The 24,025-nt window shown below is 37.0% G+C and carries 18 protein-coding genes; 5 read left to right on the forward strand and 13 right to left on the reverse strand.

The genetic code is table 11. The features are described 5' to 3' along the window. Positions 1–362 precede the first annotated feature (362 nt). Entirely contained in the window at positions 363–2,348 is a 1,986-nt protein-coding gene (locus tag MCY_RS00005) for a M23 family metallopeptidase (RefSeq protein ID WP_007346307.1), read from the forward strand. A gap of 1,162 nt (positions 2,349–3,510) precedes the next feature. Here MCY_RS00005 and MCY_RS00015 read toward each other — a convergent pair. The 3 genes from MCY_RS00015 to MCY_RS00025 form a co-directional block, all read right to left on the reverse strand. Next, positions 3,511–4,941: a sensor histidine kinase gene (locus tag MCY_RS00015; RefSeq protein WP_007346309.1), complete on the reverse strand. Its 1,431-nt coding sequence runs from the start codon at positions 4,939–4,941 to the stop codon at positions 3,511–3,513. Between the two features lie 223 nt (positions 4,942–5,164). Beyond that, positions 5,165–5,719, reverse strand: a complete 555-nt coding sequence (locus MCY_RS00020; protein WP_007346310.1) for an RNA polymerase sigma factor — start codon at positions 5,717–5,719, stop codon at positions 5,165–5,167. A gap of 7 nt (positions 5,720–5,726) precedes the next feature. Continuing rightward, positions 5,727–5,930: a NepR family anti-sigma factor gene (locus MCY_RS00025; RefSeq protein WP_007346311.1), complete on the reverse strand. Its 204-nt coding sequence runs from the start codon at positions 5,928–5,930 to the stop codon at positions 5,727–5,729. A gap of 168 nt (positions 5,931–6,098) precedes the next feature. Between MCY_RS00025 and MCY_RS00030 the strand changes: the two genes are divergently transcribed. The 4 genes from MCY_RS00030 to MCY_RS00045 all read left to right on the forward strand — a co-directional run bounded on the left by MCY_RS00030 (position 6,099) and on the right by MCY_RS00045 (position 9,757). After that, positions 6,099–6,893 carry a response regulator gene (locus tag MCY_RS00030; protein ID WP_007346312.1) on the forward strand — a complete coding sequence of 265 codons (795 nt, stop codon included), beginning with the start codon at positions 6,099–6,101 and terminating at the stop codon, positions 6,891–6,893. A gap of 20 nt (positions 6,894–6,913) precedes the next feature. After that, positions 6,914–7,927, forward strand: a complete 1,014-nt coding sequence (locus MCY_RS00035; protein WP_007346313.1) for a PAS domain-containing sensor histidine kinase — start codon at positions 6,914–6,916, stop codon at positions 7,925–7,927. 971 nt (positions 7,928–8,898) lie between these two features. Beyond that, positions 8,899–9,264 carry a hypothetical protein gene (locus MCY_RS00040; protein ID WP_007346314.1) on the forward strand — a complete coding sequence of 122 codons (366 nt, stop codon included), beginning with the start codon at positions 8,899–8,901 and terminating at the stop codon, positions 9,262–9,264. 46 nt (positions 9,265–9,310) lie between these two features. Further along, on the forward strand, positions 9,311–9,757 hold the full coding sequence (locus MCY_RS00045) for a hypothetical protein (RefSeq protein WP_007346315.1): 447 nt from the start codon (positions 9,311–9,313) through the stop codon (positions 9,755–9,757). Between the two features lie 264 nt (positions 9,758–10,021). On the opposite strand, the gene MCY_RS00050 is transcribed toward MCY_RS00045, so the two are convergent. The 10 genes from MCY_RS00050 to MCY_RS00095 all read right to left on the reverse strand — a co-directional run bounded on the left by MCY_RS00050 (position 10,022) and on the right by MCY_RS00095 (position 23,841). Next, positions 10,022–10,762 (reverse strand): DUF4167 domain-containing protein, encoded by a 741-nt coding sequence (locus MCY_RS00050; RefSeq protein WP_007346316.1) that lies wholly within the window; start codon positions 10,760–10,762, stop codon positions 10,022–10,024. 1,318 nt (positions 10,763–12,080) lie between these two features. Further along, the gene (locus MCY_RS00055; protein WP_007346317.1) at positions 12,081–12,524 is read right to left on the reverse strand and encodes a hypothetical protein; all 444 of its coding nucleotides are present in this window, start codon (positions 12,522–12,524) and stop codon (positions 12,081–12,083) included. Positions 12,525–14,971: 2,447 nt separating this feature from the next. Next, positions 14,972–15,178 (reverse strand): hypothetical protein, encoded by a 207-nt coding sequence (locus tag MCY_RS00060; protein ID WP_007346318.1) that lies wholly within the window; start codon positions 15,176–15,178, stop codon positions 14,972–14,974. Between the two features lie 1,176 nt (positions 15,179–16,354). Then, a complete protein-coding gene (locus MCY_RS00065; RefSeq protein WP_007346319.1) occupies positions 16,355–17,359 on the reverse strand; it encodes a phage tail protein in 1,005 nt (334 codons plus the stop codon). Further along, on the reverse strand, positions 17,356–18,480 hold the full coding sequence (locus MCY_RS00070; RefSeq protein ID WP_007346320.1) for a tail fiber domain-containing protein: 1,125 nt from the start codon (positions 18,478–18,480) through the stop codon (positions 17,356–17,358). The genes MCY_RS00065 and MCY_RS00070 overlap by 4 nt, the downstream gene beginning before the upstream one ends. Further along, positions 18,477–18,929, reverse strand: coding sequence for a hypothetical protein (locus MCY_RS00075; RefSeq protein WP_007346321.1), 453 nt, complete (start codon positions 18,927–18,929; stop codon positions 18,477–18,479). Before MCY_RS00075 ends, MCY_RS00070 begins: the two co-directional genes overlap by 4 nt. Positions 18,930–19,190: 261 nt before the next feature. Then, positions 19,191–20,654: a hypothetical protein gene (locus tag MCY_RS00080; RefSeq protein WP_007346322.1), complete on the reverse strand. Its 1,464-nt coding sequence runs from the start codon at positions 20,652–20,654 to the stop codon at positions 19,191–19,193. Between the two features lie 233 nt (positions 20,655–20,887). Beyond that, complete coding sequence (locus MCY_RS00085; RefSeq protein ID WP_007346323.1) at positions 20,888–21,583, reverse strand: hypothetical protein; 696 nt, start codon at positions 21,581–21,583, stop codon at positions 20,888–20,890. 81 nt (positions 21,584–21,664) lie between these two features. Then, positions 21,665–22,783: a N4-gp56 family major capsid protein gene (locus MCY_RS00090; protein WP_007346324.1), complete on the reverse strand. Its 1,119-nt coding sequence runs from the start codon at positions 22,781–22,783 to the stop codon at positions 21,665–21,667. 281 nt (positions 22,784–23,064) lie between these two features. Beyond that, positions 23,065–23,841: a hypothetical protein gene (locus tag MCY_RS00095; RefSeq protein ID WP_007346325.1), complete on the reverse strand. Its 777-nt coding sequence runs from the start codon at positions 23,839–23,841 to the stop codon at positions 23,065–23,067. Positions 23,842–24,025: the final 184 nt, after the last annotated feature.

The following is a 24,025-nucleotide window of genomic DNA, read 5'->3' on the forward strand; positions in this document are numbered from 1 at the left end:
TTATAAAAATAAAATATGAAAAAAGAATACCTTAAAGAGAGTATGACGCCTTTATGGAGCTTTTAAAGTAAACGATAGCCCCTCATTACAATGTCTAAAAATATCAAATGCAGGAATTTGCTCAAATATAATAGACTATTTTACGATGCTTTAATCGTGATGCAAGTGAATTCAAGAGATTTTCTCTATACAGATACGATTTATAAAAATTATAAAAACATTGCTGTATAAAGAGAATTCGCATTATCTGTAATCTGTAAAAAGAATCAAATTCTTGTAGAAACATGCAATTCTTGTAGAAACATGCTAAGCTATGCTAGCTCTCTATTTTATTTAATATTGATAAAGTACTCTTAAAGTCTATGTGGGATAACGAACAACAAAAAAATGATCCCGGACAAGACCCTGCTCTTGTCGTCAAACGCTTGCGGCCTGCACGCCGACAAGTCTCGATTCGTTGGCTTACAGGAACAGTGCTGACAGGAATCACTTCCTGCATCCTTATGGGAATTGCTCTTTTTACGGCCCTTGATGAACAACAGCGATTGGTAACACCACCGCAATGGTTTACTAGGGAAAATCTTTCACAAGCGCAAGATCCTGAAGCCAGTGGATATAAAGGTGATCGTATTTTTCCTACCCATGCGCGACAAAGCTTCGACAGTAAACGTCAATTTGAATTATCAATTCTGCAACAAAAAGGTGATGAAAAAATCATTCAAACACAACATTTCGAATGGATTCGAATGGCTTTAGCTGAAAAACGCCACCAAAAATATAGCTATCCAAAATTTGATTCTTTAAGCATTCTGGCCAGCGATTCAAAAAGTCAAAATATCTCATCACAAGATTCTGGACAAATTTATGGAGCAAAAGTCGAAACAAAAATCACCCTACGTAGCTATGATTTTAAGATAGATCAATTCGATTTTGATGACAGCGATACATTGACAGATGAAGAAGCACAACAAGAAGTGAAAAACGCCGGATTTACTTTAGAAAAAAGCACTGAGCTCCTCTCTGTTCTCACATTGATCGATCCGTTAAAATTAGACGATGTATCCTCCCCTTCCCAAAGAGCAGAATCCCCTGAAGTCCGAATCGTTCAAGAAAATGTAACCGTTTCTCCTCCAAGCCACCGTATCGATCTGACAAAAAACTATGTTGAAGATATCATTCCTATTCGTAAAAAACAAAAGATATCCGATGCTTTCAAAACAACCAGTTACGCAAAGAATCAAGTCGAGCAGATTGTGAAAACGCTAGAAAAATTTAACCTTTCTAGTACCCTTAAAGAAGGAAATCTTTTACGCATTGGTATCGTAACACAAGCAGGAGAAGAAGATCATCTGGTCCGAGTAAGCATTTATCAAGGAATGTATCATGTTCTCACCATTGCCCTAAATGATAAAGGACAATTCATTGAAAGCGCCGAACCTAAAATGTCTAAAGCACTTAAAACAGCTTTTCAAAATGGTATTCCCCATTCTTATATCAATAGCGCGCAATTACCAACAGCTTATGATGCGCTCTATAATGCTTTGCTCAGCCATAACATATCACAATCTCTCTCTCATCGTCTTATTCGTCTACTGTCCACCAATATTGATATGAAAAGTCGGATAACACCTAATGATCAAATCGAAATATTTTATGCCATACCACAAAGCGATAAGGAAATCCAAAACAACAAAAAGAACGTGAAAGCAAAAGAACCATCCAAGAATACTGATCCAGAAATTCGTTATATTAGTGCAACTTTTGGAAATACAACTTATAAATATTACCGTTATCAACTCAAAGATGGAAGCGTTGATTACTATGATTCTGAAGGAAAAAGTTCAAAGCCCTTCTTACTACGCAAACCCACACCAAATGGCATTTTTGGCTCACCTTTTGGACCACGGAAACATCCTATTTTAGGCTATGTTCGCATGCATACAGGTGTTGATTGGGTTGCTCCTAAAGGATCTCCCATTATAGCTGTAGGAGATGGTATTGTCACCAAAGTAGGCGTAACAGGTGGCTATGGAAATCATACGGAAATTCAACATGCCAATGGATATGTTAGCAGTTATGCACACCAAAGCCGTTATGCACCAGAAATTAAACCAGGTGTAAAAGTACGCCAAGGACAAATCATTGGATATGTTGGAACAACAGGACTGGCAACCGGTCCCCATTGTCATTTTGAAATCATTGTTAATGGCGTCAAAGTCGATCCCATGCGCATCCGTATACCGGATAGCAAAGCCTTAACCAATCAAGACCTACAAATATTCTTACAAGAAAAAAACAATATTGATACCTTGATAAACAGCCCGATAACACCATCTGAGGGTACTTAAAGCATATTTGTATTTTTTATGATTTAAAACATCTAAAAATGTGCATTAACGATTGCTTTTCTCAAAGAAATTTACACGCTTTAAACATTTGTAAAGGATAGGCTGAAGAGATAACCATTCAAAGCAACATAACAATCATCAAAAATAAAACATCCTACCCTGTTCAGATTTACCCCGCAATCGATTTTCAAGTTTACGCATAATAAAAAAAGTGCTAAATATGAAAAAAGTACCCAATATGAAGCCCCTAAAAGGCGAACACTTCTTATATATTTCATCAAAACGATAGAAATTCGCTTATGCGCTATGCAATAAAAACTTCATCAAAGGTGAACACGCTTTAAGGATGTAGATTCTCCCCCTTATCACTTTGTAAATAATCCGACTTTTTGTTGAACAGATTTCACCTGTTGAACACTCTAAAGGACGACATTTCACGGTTTGACAAGCAAATTTTATCTAAGAATATTTATCATCTATGCAACAAGATATTGATTTATAATGATAGTGTAGCGTTATTCATATTGAATTAAAGATCCGAATATCGTAAAAATTCTCTCATTCGAAAGCTGTTTATCTCGCATCAACAAAACCTCTCACTTACACATTACAAGCAAGATGGGCGTATGAATAAAACTTATATAAGAAATGACTAAAAATGACTCCTATGAACCATCTTAATGCAAGGGCTGCCGCAAAACATTAGAGGTTAGCAAATATAATGATAATGGCAGTTTGCTTTCAAACACCCCTCATCTTTAAAGTTTTACATGCCTTACAAAAAATAACAAAACTTGAAGAAGTACTCTTTTTGCAAAAAACGAGAACTTACTACTATCAATAGGATGGGCTTGAATAAGTTCTTCATTTAAAATAAATTTAAATTGTAACTTAAAGCCCTTCAAAGCAATAAAAAACGACAAAGATAATTTTTTAGCAAGAATCGGGATCAACAAAGCAAAATCAAACATTATACCCAAGAATGAAGAAACAAAGTTACTTTCGTGAAAGTGATTGATGATTTTTATGGATAGTGATGTACCCATATTCTCTCAGAGGTCTTTTATTCGCCTTCTTATGAACAAGCGCCCTTGCTATACATTTACTCTGAATCAAAGAAAGCTTACTGCAAACTAAGAAAAAAGTTACCACTTAAAAAAACTTAGTTAGAGACTTTTTCTGAATTATTTGTGCTAAGTTTTGGCAAAGGAATGACAATCTTTGTGCCCCCTAAAGCAGAAGTTTCAAACAGAGGTTTTTCACCAAATTGCATACAAAGTTGTTCTACAACCACACGACCAAGTCCTGTCTTTTGTTTTACAGCTTTGCTTTTCATGCCCACACCATCATCCTCTACAATAAGCATCAATTGTCCATCTTTTTGGGGACCAAAGGAGATATAAATATGCCCTGTTCGTTGATCAGGAAAGGCATGTTTTAAGGAATTTGTCAGCAACTCACCAAGGATAATTCCAAGTGTTGTTGCATCTCTTGAAGAGAGTCTACACTCTTTAAAAGAAGTATGAATGGTAATATTTTCACGCAATTCAAAAGGGACAGCTAATTCGACATCATGGACGACAGAACTGAGAAACTCAGCCAATAGCGTTGTTTCCATATCATCACTTAAGCGCAAACGACGATGTGCTGTGGAAATTGTTTGAATACGATCACGAGCCGCTCCTAAAACAGAACGTACTTCTTCATTTTTGCTTCGATTTAACTGGAGGCCTAGCAAAGAAGACACCGTACCAAGAGAATTTCCAATGCGATGGCTTGCATCCTGCAACAATATTTCAACCCTTTGGCGTTCTTTTTCGGCGTGATTGCGTGCTTTTTCTAATTCCTGTGTTCGTTCTTTCACGCGTGCTTCTAGAGCTATATTTTCACTATGAAGCAACAATTGATACAATTTTAAAGAGCGTACATCCCGACGAAAACGATTAATAACAAAATAGGCAGAAATAAAAGTACTGACTACAGAAACAATAGCCGCCAATGTTAAAGCAGCACGCATCAACGCAATACCCTCACGCTGTTTTTGCCGTACCACATCATCCCCATTAATAAAACTTGTCATCAATTGAGCTAAACGTGCCACTGGAATTCTCGAGACTTCTAAAGAAGCGGAAGATTGAGAGGATTGATCAGGCAGTTTATCAAGAGCATGCATATGGGCATTCATAAATGCTTTTCGCGCTTCAACCTCTTTTTTAAAAGCTGTAAACCAATCATACCATTGCGGATGTGCATAAACAATAAGGGCTATATAATCGAGAATATCTCCCAACTCCCTTTCTGAATTTTCAAATTGTATCTTATCTTCTATCTTGCGTGTTTTTGCGTAGCTGCGATCAGCAACCGCCATATCAATCAAGCTAATAAGGACCAAATCAGCCTGTTCACGCAATTCTGAACTTGTATTCAACTGTGCGATTTCTCGATTAACGGCATTTGAAAGCAACATAATAAAAATTGATGCCAAAAGAGCCATAACAAGAGAAACCACAATTGCTACCCACCGCCAGCGTGATATCGTTGCATTAGAATTAGAAGAAGGCGTTTTAGGCAGAAAATTTGTCTTTGTTGTCATAGAATTTCCATTGGCGAACTTAAAAGACGTCATTTTTCAGTACAAAGGAAGGCATCCTTGGAACGTAAAGCTTAAAGCCCGCGAAAGAATTTCATACTGGCTTTTCTTATGTTCCCAAAGGTGTATGCCAAACTTCTGAATTTCCTCAGATACTGACTTTAACTGTAATAGCTATAACGGGAATAAAAAAAACAAGGCTATACATCATAATTATTATGCTTTTTTAGCCGTTAAATGAACACAATATACTCCCAGCTGAATCAGAATCAGGACCATAATCGGATTGACCATTGACATTAAGAAGTTCCTGTAATCGATTACGCGCCCTACTCACACGGCTTTTAATGGTTCCCACAGCACAACCACAAATAGCAGCAGCATCTTCATAAGAAAACCCTGATGCCCCAATGAGAATAATGGCTTCTCTTTGATCTGCAGAAAGCAGATTTAAGGCTTTTTTAAAGTCTTGCAAATCCAGTGTTCCATATTGAGCAGGATGAACGGCAACACTTTGGGTAAACACACCATCGGTATCTTGAACTTCCCTTCCATTTTTGCGCATTTGACTATAAAATTCATTGCGCAAAATCGTAAAAAGCCAAGCTTTAAGATTGGTTCCCATCTCAAAACTGTCCTGCTTAGCCCATGCCTTCATCACAGTATCTTGAACTAAATCTTCTGCTTTATCGTGCTTTCCACTTAAAGAAACAGCAAAGGCTCGTAAAGCCGGCAATACCAAAAGGAGTTCTTGTTTAAAGTTTTTCGCACACTTTGACATAAAGGATTCAAACCTTTTTCACATTGTTTAAATCAAATTGCTCTGCGCGCTCCAACCTCTCTAAAAGCTCGAGCAAACACCATGGCAGTGCTTCTTCTTGAATTTCTATATAAAATTGGCGTAATTTCCGTGCTATTTCGCTATTAACGCCGAGAAGATCATCTCCAACTTTAAATTGTGTAGTGAGATTTTTTTCATCACGGTCGTTCATTTTTTATCCCCCTAATCCATATAATATCAGTAGCACTGCGAATATTTTTTTCGCCTTATGGTTGTAAATATAGTTATCGTTAAAAAGTTCCAACCAATAAAGGAACTTTTTTATCTGATGAGAATTTCAACCAACAAAATGCTTGAAAGGTTAAAGGAGTTATCAATTATGTCATTATCAACACGCATTGCCCCGCATCTTCCCTATCTTCGGCGTTTTGCTCGCTCTGTCACCGGTAGCCAATCCTCTGGCGATGCTTATGTATCTGCAATGTTGGAAGCCCTCATTGCCGACATCTCTATTTTTCCCAAAGCGTCCAGTGACCGGATTGGAACCTATTGGCTTTTTTGCCATCTTTTTGACCAAACCACTCCGAATATCCCTGAACCCCTGCCACAATTTGGTCTTGAACAAAAAACCAGTGCCAAATTATCCTATCTCACGCCCCGTGCACGGCAAGCATTTTTGCTCATTGCAGTTGAAGGTTTTCATGAACAAGAAGCCAGCGAAATCATGAATCTGGATACGAAAGAATTTCGTAAGCTTCTTAACCAAGCATCAGTTGATATTTCTCAACAAATTGCCACTGAAGTGATGATTATTGAAGATGAGCCTCTCATTGCGCTTGATATTGAACAAATGGTAGAAAGCCTAGGTCATCATGTTGTAGGCATAGCGCGTACATGCGATGAAGCTGTTGTCATGTATCATAAGAAAAATCCACGGTTGATTTTGGCTGATATTCAATTAGCCGATAATAGTTCAGGCATTGATGCGGTTAACGAGATTTTGAAGAATGACCATATCCCGGTGATTTTCATCACAGCTTTTCCTGAAAGGCTCCTTACTGGCGAACGTCCAGAACCGACTTTTTTAGTCACCAAACCTTTTAATCCTGATATGGTGAAAGCGCTTATTTCCCAAGCTTTATTTTTTCAAGAGAATGCTTCTAAAGCGGCTTAAAAAAGAGTAACACTTCAATTATGATTGTTACGCCTCTTTCAAAGCCTCCTATGGATAGATCTCATATAAACGCGCTCATGCAAGCGATTCGTGGTGCTGATATCTGTGTTCTTTATCAGGCAACAAATTTAGTTTATGTTTGGGCTGAAAACTTGCCGCAACATTTGCACAATAAATGGCGTGTTGGTTGCCGTGACAGCGACTTTTTTTCGCTTGATCTTGCAGACAATATGGAAACCATCAAGCTGCAAGTTTTAGCCAGTGGCAAAATGCAAACCATTGAAGCACGTTTTGAAAATACGAACAAACAAGAGATTTGGTACAAATTTTCGATTGATTGCCACCGTAATGACAACGGAGACATTATCGGTATTATCACCACCGGTGTTAATATTTCTGGCTTACGTCGCCGAGAACAAGTGCTTAAAATTCTGCTTCGAGAAGTAAGCCACCGTTCTAAAAATCTTTTAGCGATTATTCAAAGTATAGCCAGCCAAACAGCGCGCTATACTGAATCGCTTCAAGTTTTCTTACGCAAATTTCAAGGTCGTCTTCATTCACTTTCTCATTCTCAAGATCTGATCACCGATTCCGATTGGCGTGGTGCTCAATTTCGCGAATTAGTCCAAACGCAGGCTTTGGGCTATTTAATGAAAGAAACAGAACGTTTTTCACTTGAGGGCGTGGATCCCTATCTTTTTCCCAATGCCGCTTTGCATATTGGTTTGGCTTTTCATGAACTGATTGTCAATTCTCTTTCTTTTGGTGTCTTATCCCAAGACAAAGGGAGTGTCTGTGTACGTTGTGAAATCCACACAGAACTGACTGGCAAAACACAACTTATCATCACTTGGAATGAAAACTTTGAATCCAGCGTCCCTCCTACAATCAATCAAAAAGCCTGTTTTGGCAGTGCAGTTCTTGAAAAAATCGTTCCCATTTCCGTCAATGGTTCAGCCTCCTTCAAATTGACAAAAGACGGGATTGTTTATTGTCTCTCTGTTCCTGATACCTATTTTGATATTTTTTCTTAACAGAGCATTTCAAACACTACGTAAGGGAAGTTTTCTCCAAATCCAGCTTTTAAATCCAACAAAGTTTCTAGTTTTCTCTATTAAGTACAAATAAGCACAAAGATATTTTCCCATCTCTTTCAACCAACCTCTATAGTCTCCCCAAACTTATCCTCAAATCTCATTGATGAAAACTGGGCTACATAAAGCCCATTCTCTTTTCTGTTACTCAACATTCATCCCTTCTATCGCCACACATTTTCAGACAAAAATTAAAACGATTAAGAGCAAGCAGTTTCAGTTTTTATATACCAGACAAAGCGAACATATTACCCATATCTTTTAGCATAATTTCCATAATGGGCTTACAATCTTATTTTGAATGAGATGAAATTACACAGGTAAAAGCCAACATCCATCGCCAATATTCAGCTTTACATTTACAGCTTTCAAAAACATCCACGACAATATCTTTTAAATTATGGCAATTTATTTCTTGCGTTTTTTTATAACAGGATCATCGTCTTCACTCCCAATAGAACATTTAAAATAGAATATATTTGTATTTCTCATTCACATATGTTTTAATATTTTCCCGTGTATCCAAGCTCATTGCAAAACAGCATCTAGAATCCTGGTAAAGTGAATCATTAAGTACACTCCTCTTTTACGCCTGTCTTAACTTCATACTCCTTATTTTACTTCATGAAAGTACCATCTAACATTATCCCACCATTTCCGCCATATTCACACAGCCCTTGACATTTTGAGCGTTCATAAGAAGCATTTTTCCTCCTTTTTTGTCATGTTTTCACCCCCACGTTCTCCCTGCTTGCGACATACAAAAATAATTTTGATTGCTTCCATATAGAATGGCCTTCCTTAGAAAGGACACGGAGGAACCAAAAAACTTTAAAAACGTTTCCAATGCAGAAGCCCTTAGGTTGACAAATTAGAATTCACGCTGTCAACCGCTCATTTGGAAAACTTTTATGAATTCTCTTGTTTCTATTCTACTATTGGTTTCATGTACGGATGATTTTAACAGTTGCTATTCGAATAATACAATGGCTAAAATCTACCCGACCGCTCAAACATGTGAACAAGCCATGGTACCATCCACAAAAAAATTTGCATTTTCTGGACAACAAATTTTTGCCCAATGCATAAACGTACACCCCCAATTACCTCAACAAGAAATAAAACTGATCTGGTCTGTAACCAATCACGGACATTTCTTGCTTAAAAGCCAAAATATAAATAAGACAATGTCGACAATCCACAAAGAAGGTATTTTACCAACATCTCGCCCTCTGCTGCATTCTTCTTCCACAAACCTCTTGCACAAAAAACTTTAAAAGCATAAACCCATCAAAACTCAAAAAGTAATCAATGGGAGACATAATGGATAATCAGCCAATGCAATCTTCAAAAGATCATCACACAGAGCAAAATACTCTGTCTCAAGATCTCCCCTTAGATCCTGCTGTAGAACGAGTGAGAAAAAAACTGATGGGATTAATGATTATTTCCGTTTTAATAACGCTCTTCCTTATTCTAACCGTTCTATTTTTAATTGTTTATAAAGTTATAGCAACCGGCTCAGCGCCAAAACAAACAGAGTTATCTTCCTCTCTCAACAAAAATCCACATGTTATCCATCATACGCTCTCCCTACCGGAAAAAACACAGATTTTGTCGCAAAGCCTCTCAGAACATAATATTGTACTGAAAATTTTGACGCCTGACGGACAAATAAAATTTATGATTTACAATTATCATAGCGGCATATTAATCGCCGTTCTTGCTGTTGAAACAACAGAAGGGATATCGGCGATAAAGCCTCATTAAACAAACCAACATTGCCACAAATACTTACAGAACATTTGGAAGGTCTAAACATTTTCCTTTTCCGCAGATACCCCAACGGGGCAATGGCGAACTTTTTTCCTTCTCTCCTAATCCCAGCAAAGAGATAATCTCTTCTATCAACAGCTCTCGTTAAGTTTCGGGTGTGGCCCATGAAAATTCACGGAAGCGCAAAAAACTTCTTGAATATATACAATCGCCCCTCATAATACCATCACAAGTGCTTACCCACAACATTTCGAAGATCTAAACATTTTCCTCTGCTGAAGATGCCCCCACACGGCGACGGCGAACTTTTCTCTGTATCCCCTCACTTATTCCAGACAAAGAAGGCCCCTCTCCTGTTGATGTCGATGCATCGCCATTGCTAGAGCTTTCTGATGTTGGAAGTGAAAGCTCAAAAGGTATTTCGTCTTGAGCCAGCACAGTACGCCGCCGAGGAGAACGACGTGTTTTTTTGACAGGTTCAACTTTTTTCTCAGAGCGACATGACTCTTGGTCAGTTTTCTCATCCGTCAGAGCCTCTAAAGCATTTTCACGGGCATCTCCATTTTGTGCTTTAGCATATTGATCGTTATCATTTTTTGGCGCCTGCATTTGTGCAGCATCTGTATCACTATCGACAATCTCTTTTTTCTCGCCTTCAGCGTTTGTTTCGTTGCATTCTTGTTCGTTATTTTCATCGCGATTCTCATCACGCCGAACAGATGGGGCTGCTTGTCCTGTTGCTGCTAAAATAATACGCAAATAATGTTCAGCATGTTGTAGATAATTCTCTGACATAACACGATCACCCGCACCTTGTGCATCACGTGCAAGGCTTATGTATTTATCGGCAATTTGTTGAGCATTCCCGCGAATTTTAACATCCGGACCGCTACTTTCATAATTGCGAGATAACGGATTAGGACCGCGACGATTATTATTGTTATTACCATTATTGTTATTATTGCGACCGCGTACCCGTCTATTTTGTTGTGGCCTCATCTTTATCCCTTTTTGGAGTGTATATCTTAATTGACTCTTCTTCATTGCATTATTCTTTGATAATGCTGATCATGTTTTTAATATACAGCTATCAAGCTATCCGCGTTTATTTCACTCAAATGAACCCTACTGATATTGATAAAAACATATATTTTCTTGAAAATCACAAAACAGCGGGGAAATTGTAAATCAAAAATCCCCTTTTTCTCTGTCAACCAGCAGAAATCTAGTGATGTTCACATAAAATGCCAAGTGTTTTTTTAAAAATAAACCATATTTCACTAAAAAAATAACTATCTTGTGGAAAACAAAAAGGAGAGAACACACATACAACACACCTGACAAAGAAAAATCTCTACCAGAAAACACAATAAATTCCTCTTTTTTGTTTTAGAACTACCGCTCTTAAAAACGCTGATATTATCTCCCCTTCATACCCTGAACTCATGAGCATTTACATCTCAACGAGTCATTGCACGAACCTCTTTATTTTATGAATATAGCCTCTCTTCACCGCTAAAGCAACCCCCTGCGCGCAATAATCCACGACCGCTTCACAAAACCTCTTAGTTTTATAGATAGATTAATACAAGGTATTATTCAAGGCCTATAATGCCCAAAAAGTCAATCTTCTTTTCCAAACAGCTCGGTGATCCGATCCATTTCTATTCTAATTCTCTTGATTTTTTAAGTTAATCAAGTCTTCATTAAGAACAAATTAAGCCTAAAACCAAATATTTAAATACAAAAATATCAACATATCGCATTTATCTAAAACCTAGATTCTTTTTACCAAGATTGACTTTTAAATTTTATAAATAATAATGGCCTAATATTTTTTTCTTATACTTTTTGATAGAGATAAAATAAGTATATTTTTAAGTCCACATAACTGTCTATACATAGAAAAACCTTAAATAGTTATAGCCTCTCAAATAAAGAAATATTTTTTTAGTTATTTTTGTCCATGTCTATGTGACTTGTACTCTCAAAGAATGAATATTTTTCACCCATGCTAGCCAGTAAACAATCTGAATTCTTGTCAAACGCACTTTATTAACTCTCAAGGCATGTGATTCATTTAAAGGAAAGCTCGACAAAAAAGACTTCATGGATATTCATCACGCACGAACATCTTAATATTTTACTAAAGCATCTATGCTTTAACGTCTCCCCTTTAGTACCACACCTTAAATAAAAATGCGATACAACAAGATAAATAAATCGCTCTATTTATTGGGATAGAGGCAAATAATAATCTAAGAGATTTTTGTATTTTCATTACATTTCGCATCCTTTTAATTTTTCGTGTAAAAACTTAAAAGTGATTGCGTATTTTACCGTTTTTATTTTCTCTCGCATTAAGAAAACAGTCTCGCAAGAGAAAATAATTTCCATCTCCTGGTCGTACCATTGTCAAACATTGTTTTTTTTCAGTATCAGAAATCTTATCCCACATTTCACGAATAGCAAAATAGGCCTCACTTTCTAAATTAAAGCAATGCTGATACACCTCTTTTTTCATATCGGGCATCACGGAAGCAGAAATTTCCTTGCAATACACACGCAAATCAAAAACAGGAATAGCCAATTCAACAGGTGTTTGTGGTATTATTTTTTTATGAGAAGAAAAATAACTAACTATTTTTACAACAACAAAACACAAAATTACGATACATAAAAGTATTATGCAAATAAAAGCAATCTTACGATATAATTTTTTGAAATAAGCCTTTTGCCTTGCACGGATTCTTTTTTCCATAAAGACTGTATATCCTTGTAACATCCCAAGAGAAACTTTTTACAACAAAAAAAATGATAGAAACATCTTTGTACACGATACAGGGTATAACAGCAAACTATCAATACTCTTATCAAAAGACTCTTTTTTATCGTACAAAGTTTTTGTGAAAAACTTTTCTTATTCCCTTTGTGGAAAACATAAAAATTATGATTTTCTCCCATCCCTTTAAAAGACAAAGATTTTTCATCCATATGAATCTATAAACAATGAAGCTGCTTTTTCAGGAGACTCTTTTTGGTGTCTTCTCTTTTTTTCTTCTATAACCTCTATCACCATCCCTCAATAAAGTGATTTTTTATGAAGCTTTATGGATAAAAGCTCCATTTTTCGAAGAGTTTATCCCATAACGAACATAAAAACTTCATAGGCATTTATATGAGGCTCGATAGAAAAAACGTCCATCATATTCACCACCCACAAACACTTCATGTATAAAATCTTATACATCTTATATCACCATTCCCTCAAGAATAGGAACAACAACAAGATAAGAGATTATTGATGTAAAATTTCACACAAAGCAACAAATGGATTGCAACGAATGGATTTTCTGATCGAGCTCAATAAACACTGTTAACGACACATTTGCATTTTTGGTCATGCGAGCATATATGGCAATTCTCCCTCATATGCGCCTCCATTTTACGTTTCACCCTACTTTACTCTTCATCGAAGAGCAACACGGATTCTTTATTATTCGACTGCCCCCTGCTAATCAAAGCAAAGAAACGAAAACAGATATCTGTATTTTTGCTTTATCCCTCCTATGAGCATAAACAGCACATGAGAATTTAGAAATTTCACTGAAAAACGAAATCACAAAATACAATGAGAAAAATACCAAAAACCACTTCAATAACAGATATATAGCCCCCTTATTAGAGCATCCCTATCCTCGAGACAATAAAAAAAGCCGTACCTTTTTAGGTGCGGCTTATGAATAGAGATATAACTAAAATAAAATACAAAATAAATTAACAGTAAATATTGTATACAAAATGTATAATATTGCAATATATTTAATTATATTTGTAAAAATTATTAAAAAAGTATAGATAATTAAATAATAAGATATGAAAGCACTTTTTGATCTCATTCATTTAAATAAGAAAAACTTTTTTCTTTTATTATGGCTTTGACCATATAAATAATAACGTTTTTCTATTGAACGATATTGTTTGCAATAACGCACTTTCTAAAATCAAAAAATATCAAATAAAGAAAAACATTTTGGAGTTTTATTTCACTATAACCCATAAGCAAATGCGTAGTTTAAGTCTATCACTGTCATAAAACCCATTCTTTTACGCTTGTAAAGCTTGTTTTTCTCGATTTAAGTCCACCATTTTTCAAAAGATAAAGTTTCTTCAGCCGGTTTGATTTATCAATAGTCGAAATTCTATCGAGATCTATTTGACTTCTCACATATATATTTTACTTAAACTTATAGCTCAACAAACAAGCCCTCATTCAGCACCCACTAAAAAACACCTATGCCAAAGAATTTTACATAGCTTATATCACTACACCTCAAATGAGAGTATTTCATAGCATAACAGGATTAAAATAAGGAACTGTTTATACCATTTTGTACCATATTGACTAATAAGAAAATAATCACACCCTTAGCCCTTAAGCCTGCTCTAATGGAAACAGCATTTTTCTTCTCTATAAGAAAAAACTTAACTATATTTATTTTTCCCCACTTTAAGCTATTGTGACACTTTAAGTTTTCTTTTTATGGAACTTTTTATAAATTAAAATTGAGACAAACTGCTATTTTTTACGTAACAAAAGCATCTAAACGACACCTTGTTTATAGATTTAAAATCATCGAATGCTTTACTCCAAAAGCTTTTCAAATTGTTACAAAGTCTTTTATTTTTTGCAAGTTTCTTTTGCCATATATTTTTGCTTGGGCAAGGTTTTTTTCTGTGATCTTCAAAAGCTTACCTATAGATTTCAATCTGCAGCTAATTTCCAATAATCGACGATAAATTTTCCTGCAAAAATCCTTTGGCATAAAGAACTACCTCTTTAAGGTTCTTCCTTTTTGAAAAAATTTTACATTTTTTTAACATCTCAAACACGGAGCAATTTCATACCCCACCGAAGATATAAAGAGGAAAAGTTTATCTGATTTATACCTTTAACGAATATCTTTTTATTATTATGATTACTCTCTTTTCTCATTTCTTTTTCAACAAAGAAGAAAAACCTAAAAGGCTATGATGTTTTAAATCAGCACTGCTGTATATTTTTGGTATTTTCTGTGTTGTAAACACTAAAACAACTTAGTTTTTCTCCCAAGCTGATTTTATTTAATTTTTGAGACTTCATCTTAATATTTAGTATGGTTATTTCACCGCGAACAATACGCTTAAAGACTGTTTTAGTTTTCTTTTTTATTTTTGTTTGACATTAGCTATATTTAGAGTATTCAGGTTTTTTTCTAAAGCCTCCATACGTCTTAAAATTTCTGTCATATCTTTATATGTTTTCTTCAACAATGCATTCAAAGGGGCATGTCCCATTCTTCCGCTGGCATAAAGAACCACACGAATACATTCAGGATCATCAATATCAGCAATAGAAAATGGAAAAAGTGCCATTATATCCCCCTTTTTGATAAGCTATACACCTATTGAATATTTTTTCTCTTGTGCACATCTCTTGCATTCCTCGTTCCTTCATGCAAAATTTTTTGAAAAAATTTTTTCATTGCAAATTTTTACAAAGTATTTTCTTAAATTATACTCTGTTTTCCACTTAAAGTAATGATTTTACACCTAAAACAAAAGGAAAATGCATGATCACCTTGCATATTTTGTTGCCCTTCATGTAAAGGGACAAGTCTTTTAACCCTATCAATCTTCAACCAATTTATAAAAAATAATCTTTAAACACCCCGGCTTTATGCTTAGCAGAATCGACAGATCTCCCCCTTTCATATGCCCGATATTGCATATCTCAAAGGCGGGTAATTCCATAAGGCTCTACAAGCAAATCCTTAATATACACTCTACACACTAAAAACACGACATGCATAAACTTTATACATGAGCTTTATCACCGCACTCCAAGCAATAGTATTTTACAGCAAAGAGAGAGAGATCTCAGTCCTATCTCCGATCATTTTACTTCACAGCGCTTAAAAATATTAAACATATTCGTTAACGTCCTTCCGCCTCCTCAAAGGATGAAGATTCTAAAATCCATATTTTTTAAAACACTCCACCTGCTCGCTTGCTCATGTGTTGCGCTTGCATAAAGCTCTATGAGCGCTCTGAGTAAGTCCTCTTCTGAATATTTTCTCTTGTTTTAAAAGACTTCATGGATCAAGCATTGTATGTCTTATGTATCTTCCCCACCTTCAATGACAGTATTTTACGGCACGATAGGATAAAGTTATCCCTAGGCTTTTTATCATCGCCCACCAGTGCTTTAAACATTGTATCACCACACGAACAAGATAGCGACATTTTCAATAAAATCTTTATTGCTCAACAAAAATGATATGCCTAAAGAAAGATTTTTTGCTCTCTTTCACCCGCTATCTTCAACGATTATTACCTTTATCCTCTAAAGATAAAAAGAAAAGGATACAAACCTATCTTTACCTATCCAATCAAGCCTGCCCACAAAATCAAATAATAAAAATGATTAAGGATTCATTTTTTTAAAGCGCTTCCCTTCGCAGCTTTTTCCCATAATATATTTAAAAAGGCTTTTTTCCCCATAACAAAGATTTTCACTCATTTTTATCACCTCTCTCACAGTTTTCATTCTCAGGTTTTGACAGCATAAACTACCGCCATATTGACAGGACGCGTTTCATCCCCGCCTGTTTTTTGCAACAAGACCTTATGTTCATGGTCTCCGGCAGCCTCTGTAGAAAATTTTTCTTTAAGTATTACAGCTGCATAATTTTGATACTCACCCCAAACGCACTGTATAATCCTATTTTCAGGCTTTGGATAATTATGCTGGTGTTTTCCTATAGAATCTGTTTTTCCTCCATGGGTGTGGGCTTTAAAAGCCTCTTCTTGTCGACTTCCCAAGAGGCGTCCTTGATCAATTTTTCTTCCACTATCGAGTCCTCGTAAAAACATTCCACGCAAATCTGGCACATTGAATGTTGTTCTCCCATCTCCTTTTCCCCATATTTCTCCCAGAGCAGCAAAGAGATTAGCATAATCTTTTCGTGAATATGCATTCCCATCACACAGCAGCCATCCAGAAGGTATTTTTTGTGTAGCAAAAGTCCCAATAAATCCAGCAGAAAAAGTTTCAGGTAAAGGAGGGAATGGAGGGATTTCAGGAAGTTTTATGGTAGGATTTGTTAAAAACCACCCATCAGCATTTTTCCCGGCAATATCACGCGTATAGACGATCTCATAAAGCCCCCCCATTTGAATTTCTTCCCCTTTTAAAGGCACGATACCCTCTGGGGTTGCCATATAAGTTGGCCGTGGAGGCAATTGATTTAAAGAAACATTTGTTATTCCTCTATTTACGCCTCGAGCTTTAAAGCGCACAACGATACCATTCATATAAGTCTGAAAAAAGGACTTTGTTGCTAACCGAATAGATGTTCTTTTTTTATCCACATCAACAGTAAACTGTGTTTCAATTCCGCCCCCATTATCTAACAAGTATTCTTTAATACGTTGCATCATAGCACGAGCGCTATCATTGACTGAACTTGGAGGTTGCCCTTCTGCCCAGTTTATACTTTCATCGGCATAAGCATTTTCTGATGCGATGATTGACCAATCATAAATCGAACTCATAGAATATAATCTTTTTGTAAACAGGAAAAACGAGAAAAGCAGGTAGAAAAGAAAGCTGCAATTTTACTTTTAAATATCGGTATTTTCTTCATTTTCAGGCCTATTTTATTATAATCAACATGCAATAGTTTTGTTTTTGCATTGACAAAAACAGCTTCAGGCATCACACGCAACACTTCTTGCGCCAGAACCCCCCGATAACGTTGAGGATTTCCTTTATAATTAAAGGTATAAAGCGAATATCCCTTTTTCTTCCCCACTGGGATAATATTTTCTTTAGCTCTGACATCACACAGTCCTAAAATTCCTCCTAGCAATCCAAGTACTTTCTGCGCATCCTGCAACGGATCTTTTACAACAGCAGGCATTGTCGTGGATTTTCCTGAAGTTGTTCCGTAATTTCCAGCGGCCTGTGTTCCCACCTGTAACAAGCGTTCCAATTGGTTCCACTTTTGATTATCTTTTTCTGCCCATTTTTGGCGTTCAGCATCTAAGACATTTTGATGGTTTATATCCTGAACCATTCCTCCTTTCAAAGCATTGCTTTGCGCGTTACTCTGTCCTTGATAATAGCTATTTGCGGCATTAACCTGATCCTGCTGAGAGTGATCAATTATTTGGTTTGCCTTTATCATATTGCTAATATCTTGATTATACTGCTGAGCGGCCGCATTTGTTGCCAAAGCACCTAATGTATCGGCCAGCACACCGCTATGGGCACCAGAACCATAACGTCCTGCTCCAGACATAAATTGATTAATTGCATCAGAAGTTTTATTTAGGGCATTTTGCAATGCAGCATTAAATTTACTATTGCTTCCCACCCAATTTCCCTTAGCCATAGCGGAGAGATTTGTAGCACTGTTTGTTGGTGTATTCAACCACTGAGTTATCAGTGGATTGTTATAAAGCTCTGCTGCTTGTTGTAAACCGGCCAGAGCATTTTTTGTCATATCACTCAGGCCAGCGATTCTCTCTCCCTGATAAACGTTTCCGCCAATTTCTTCATTATACAGTCTAAGCGCGTCAGTACTGGCTTGTTTAAGAATATCAGCCGCCCAAGTGGGTGGAGCATTTGTTTGCGTTATTGTCTGCACTTGAGGTTTTTTTTTTCTACTCATGGAATTAGAACCTTTCTATATTGAATAAGATTACGAGAATATCCGTACTGAGCGAGTTTTTTTTCCCACCCAGTTCTTCCAAACAAGTGTATTTCTTCAGCATTGGTTTTTCGCGCCCATTTTTCAACTTTATCAATCAGTTTGACCAATTTCAGCCCTCCCTCTCCAGCAAGATCCAAGAGAACGACGCATTTTTTCCCTGTATGGGTTATTTCAACTTTTGTAATTGCAAAAGCACTAAATTGGATTTTATTTTTTAAGACCAGCCACAATTGTGCTTGTCCGGTAGTGATTTCTTCAGCGATTTTTTCCAGACAAACATCATCAGGAAAGCGCTGAGCATATTTTTTCACTGCAGCATTCAGTGCCTCTTTATAGGGTGCTATTTTTTCCCATGGCCATTGCTCTGTCAGATGAGCAGAATACGAATCTTGTCTCTCTTGCATCATAATTTTGGCTTTTTTCTCTGTATCACTTCCTCTTTTAGCAATAAGCCTCCGGCAATATCCTTCACGTCTTTGTTGCTGACCACACAACAGCAGAAAAGAAGCCTATACGCATGATCAAAGTCCCTTTTCATCCTTTAGTAACAAGCAACAGCTTCTTTTTTTTAGGCAACCATGGAGCATACTGCCCTGCATTTCCCCTTATATTCTAGGCGCATGCCTTACCGCATTACGCTTTAAATTTTAAATATTGTATGGGCATGCTTACCGCCTACCGGCAGGCGTTAATTCTACATCAAATCCTGTGACATGAGACCAGTTCACGCCCTTAGGGATGCGCAATTTAAAGCGATAAAACCGTGCTCTTGCGCGAGAATGAATTTGTCCAGTATTATAAGAAGGCTGTTTTTCTGGCAACCAAACAGTTTCTTCTTCAAGAGATTGCCGAAAACGCATTCCCACAGACAAATAAAACTTTCCACTATTTACTTGCGGCATAATATTTTTCACCCGTGTTATCATGCCATTTGTCTGCCCCATTTCTTGTGATGTCACCACACAAGCCATAGGAGTACCAGAAAAGGAACCAAGTCTTCCATTTTGATCAAATGCCCCCAGAATAGGAGATTCATTTTTCCAAGCTTTACTATCAAGAGAAAAGGACAAAGCATCAAGATTTTTAGCAACAAAATCAATAGACTCTAGAGTTGCTCCTGTTAAGAAAATCGGCAATATCATTTTGATATCCACGAGAGCTTTTGTCCATTTTTGCAAACCCCAATCATAAATAAGCAAGATACGTTTATGAAGGTTCTCATCCATATCAACCATCCAATAAACACGATTATAGACCCCATCGATAGCAGCGGACAGAGTGTAGAGATTACTTTTCCTTGATTTTGCGGTCATGGTTCGATCCACTTTTTCGAAGCCAATGGGTATAATCTGTCCCTCATTTGTTATTTGATAAAAACCGCCCTCATCTGCAAAGAAAGCTAAGTCTCCTCGACAAACGATTGATTCAGCATTTTTTGCGCCTCTTTTATCGTGGATTTTTTGGAAACTAAAAATAATTTTAGATCCAGGAATAAAAGAACCGGCATAGATTGCAGACCGCATAAAGATAATTGGATTTGTTGTTTCGGTTGCTCCTTGAACGAATCCACCATCAGGAAAGTCTTGATAGTCACAACTTTTTTTTCCCACGGTCCAACATTCGGCATCATTCAATCCAGACCAATGAACCCGTCTTGGATTCTCGGTTAATTTCATCAAACAAACGAAATCTCCCCAGACTCGAACGATTCCCGCTTGTGGTGGATTTCCTCCTAAATTTCTAAATGCTTTATCATGATTAATATCAATGACTTGTGGTTTATCATTTGCATTAACAGCAATAATTAAATCACCAAACAAAGCAAAAGACCACGGCGCATCAATATTAGCAAAATAAGTCTTTCCTTTTTGGCTAATATCTTTCCAGTTCATCGTAGTATTATCAAGTAAGTAGATTTTATTTCTTGTCCCGACAAGAATAGAAACTCCATTTTTTGTTTTAACCGCAATAGCCCCTAAAATTGGTTCCGGACACGGCTTTGACAAAGGTTCAAAACTTGGCATAGGGATATAAGAGCCATCAGCCGGCAGCACATTAACAAGTTCATCGGTAAAAATTCCGTTGATATCTGCCACATCGGGTCGATAATCAGCGATTGGGAAAAAAGCCATCAAGCCCCCCATAAAATTTCTGAATCGCCCAGTGTCATTCAAAACACGAAGGCTTATTGATTGAAAACCACCCCTAGAATGCAATGCTAAGGGTATAAAATTCCATAAAAATACAATCTCAAGCTGATTTATTTAAAAAGACCAACGAGCACGATCACTCACCAATCCCCAATCTTCAAAGCAACTCAGGCCATAAAAGCTAATCGGTCCATAATTTCTTGAAAACAAGCCTTTTAAAAACTCATTGAACGAATCTTTGAAGAATCTTTTCGACGCGATGTTTCAATACGCAAAGCTTGCAGCTGTTCTTGAAAATCTCTGAAAGAAACGGCAGCATATTCAGGATCTTTAAGGATATTTTTATAAAGTTCATATTTTGCCCGTGCTTTAATAAGATCAAAAGCATGAACCAACCAAGGATTATGGCTTTCTTTCAGCTGTTCATCTGCAAAATAAATAGGTACATAAGAAAGCTTTATGGTTTCCACTTGTTCTGGTGTTGGAAAGAGTCCTATTTTTTGATTAAGGCACGTATAAAAGAATGGCGTTCCGAGTTCAGGATGCATGCCATATTGTTGATACAACACTTGAACGGGTTTAAAGAACAACTTTGTTTGGGTTTTATCCTTTTTTACTAAAAAGGCGCCCTCTAAAACCTTTTCTGATTCAATAATAACCCCTTCTTTTTGCCCATACCATGTTTGACCATTTTGTGTTTTGAAGCTCTTTTCTCTTTTTTCATTAAAGAAAAATAGTTCGTGTTCACACAAACGCAAAGCCGTCACAATTGAATCTTGAATTTGCTGGGAGTATTCAGCTGTTGTATCGTCGATTTCATCTTGAATAAGTGCGACCATATAAGCAAAAGTTTTATACTGGTCTGATTGTGTAAATTTTAGATTTTTTGGATCACTGAATAAAGCGGTCATAAGGCTGTCCTTTTTTATGAAGCATTTTCAATTTTTCCCCCAACAGAGGGTTCTGTTGAGGGAAGTTAGCAAGCATTTGCTTTAAGCTGGTGCTCCATAAGTTGGGATAACGATCGTGCCAAAATCCTGAGCTCCTTGCATACTTCCAGGCAAGGTAAATCGAGTTTTTTTCATCCCAATAATGGTTTTTGCTGCAACCCCGAATTCTCTTTCATAGTCGAAGAGTTCTTCCACCAATTTATAGCGTGTCGCTCCTCGATCTTTACCAAAAGCAATCACAGCACTTTGCGCTCCCAGTAGAACAGCGCGCCGCACATTTGGTACAGGTTTGTTTGTGGTTCCCGCTTCGACCCCTTCGGTAATATGTTCAGCTTCACGTAAAACAACACCATTATACATTCCCAGAGATCCATCATAGAGGGGATTTTTGATCCGGCTTCCACTATAGATTGCCTTTGTAATGTCGAGCCATTGTCCTGCATCTGTATTGGTTCGCAATTGTGTTACTTGGGTTGGATGGAGATAAAGCACATAAACGTTTTCGCCATCGATCCGCACTGGTCTAATTTTAGGGTTTGCCAATTTTGCCCGTTCAACAGCTTTATCGATAAGGCTGAGATCAAAAACATCTTCTGTTTTTAAGTCTTCATCTTTTGTTTTATCGTTAGGACGCACAACGCGTTTATTGGTTGGTGCAGTTGGTGTATTAAACCCATAATGAACAGGTTTGAGTGTAATTGTGCGTCCCTCAAAATTAATAGATTTTGCGGTATAACCGCAAACTTGAATGAAGAACATCATACTTAAACGATCCGCATACCAATCAACCAAACCATTTTTTGCTTCAGTGCGCAAATCGTGGAGAATTCGTTGCTGATCAATGGTACCCTCATTTTTGACGCGTACGGCATGAACCAATTCATTAATTGCCAAACGATCATTGAGAAACTGTAAAGCTTCTTCATTGCCTTCCAATGTCTGCCCTTCACTTACTCCATCGCCGAGCAATTGCACCCGCAAACCAAAGCTAATAGCATCCCCACTTGCCTTATTTGTTTCATCTTTTAACTGTACGATACTGTTTGAATCATTGCCAATCAACGGTGCAATTGGAATTGCTTTTGAGACTTCTTGATTTAGTAATTTAGACCATGTGCGCACTGCCATTGGGTCATTAAGTCCGATATAAGTAACAGTCATTTTATCCTCTAAAAGTTTATTGACATAAAAAACCCGGCAAAGTGCCGGTTGTTAAAACACCACATTTTCATTTCAGATGGTGAATAGGTTGTTCGTGTATTTTGTCTAATTTCTGTTAGCTTCAGCCTCCCCCTTATAAGAGCTCTCTGCATCCGTTCTTTGAGAAATATTCTCTATCCACTCCCCTTATGCCTTTCATGTGCCTGTAAAACCCTCGCTCGCAGACACATGCTAAAAAACTGCTCACGTTTGCTCCCAAAACCTCTCTCATATTCTTGTTTTTAAAATTCTTTCCCACCCATTAAACGATTAAAAGCCGCTTTATTTTTAGGATCAGCAACCCAAGTGCTAAATTCTGCTTCTGACATTTTATCAAGCATATCCAAAGAAATTGGTCCATTTGGCGTCAAACCGTTATAAGCAGAAAGAGTACGCGCAGAATTGTGTCTTTCTTGTAAATTTTCACCCATGTTATTGGGAACATTTGTGTAGCCAATTTTTTGTGCAATAGAATAAATCACTTCAGCCGGATTTTGATTTTTTTGCGCACAATCGCGCAAGATCTGCTTCAGCTCATTACCAATCACCGCATCAATATTTTGTGGATCTGCCATCTCTGGATAAAGCGAAGCACAAGCTGCCAACTGTTTAGCGCGTGTTTCATAAATAAAATCTGCGGCTTGATCAAAATCATGATGCTTTTGTTTAATACTGGCAACAGATTGTTGATAGAATGTATGCAACTGTTCTGCTTCACAAACAGCCGGTTTAGGTTGTTGTTTTTCACGCAAAAGTCCTTGTTTTTGGAGTGTTTTTCCTAACCATTGCATATACCCCATAAAGTCTTTTTGCGGATCTGGCGGTCCCTCCTCCTCCTCTTGCACCTCTTTTACTCCATCATGGAAAGATTGCTGTTTTTGATGCATTTTTCCTTGGAAATTTTCTTCAAGCGTTTTTTCTTTTCTTTCAATTTCTCTGTTTTCTCGCTCTTTTATTTCAGAGAGAAAATTCTGTTCTACTTGTTTTTGTTCTGCCGGCGTTAAGTGTTCTTGATTCATGACATTATCTTTCTCTTTGTTTTCAAACAATAAAATTAAATTTTTCAGATAAAACGGCCTGTAAGCACTTATCCCCTCACATCTCTCCCATCACTTGTGCTCCAGCATATCGACGCCATGATCACCCCCCATAACGGTGCAACACTTCCCGCCACATGCCTCTCCTACGATGAGACTCTATCGA

The organism is Bartonella rattimassiliensis 15908, assembly GCF_000278215.1.
Lineage (GTDB): Bacteria > Pseudomonadota > Alphaproteobacteria > Rhizobiales > Rhizobiaceae > Bartonella > Bartonella rattimassiliensis.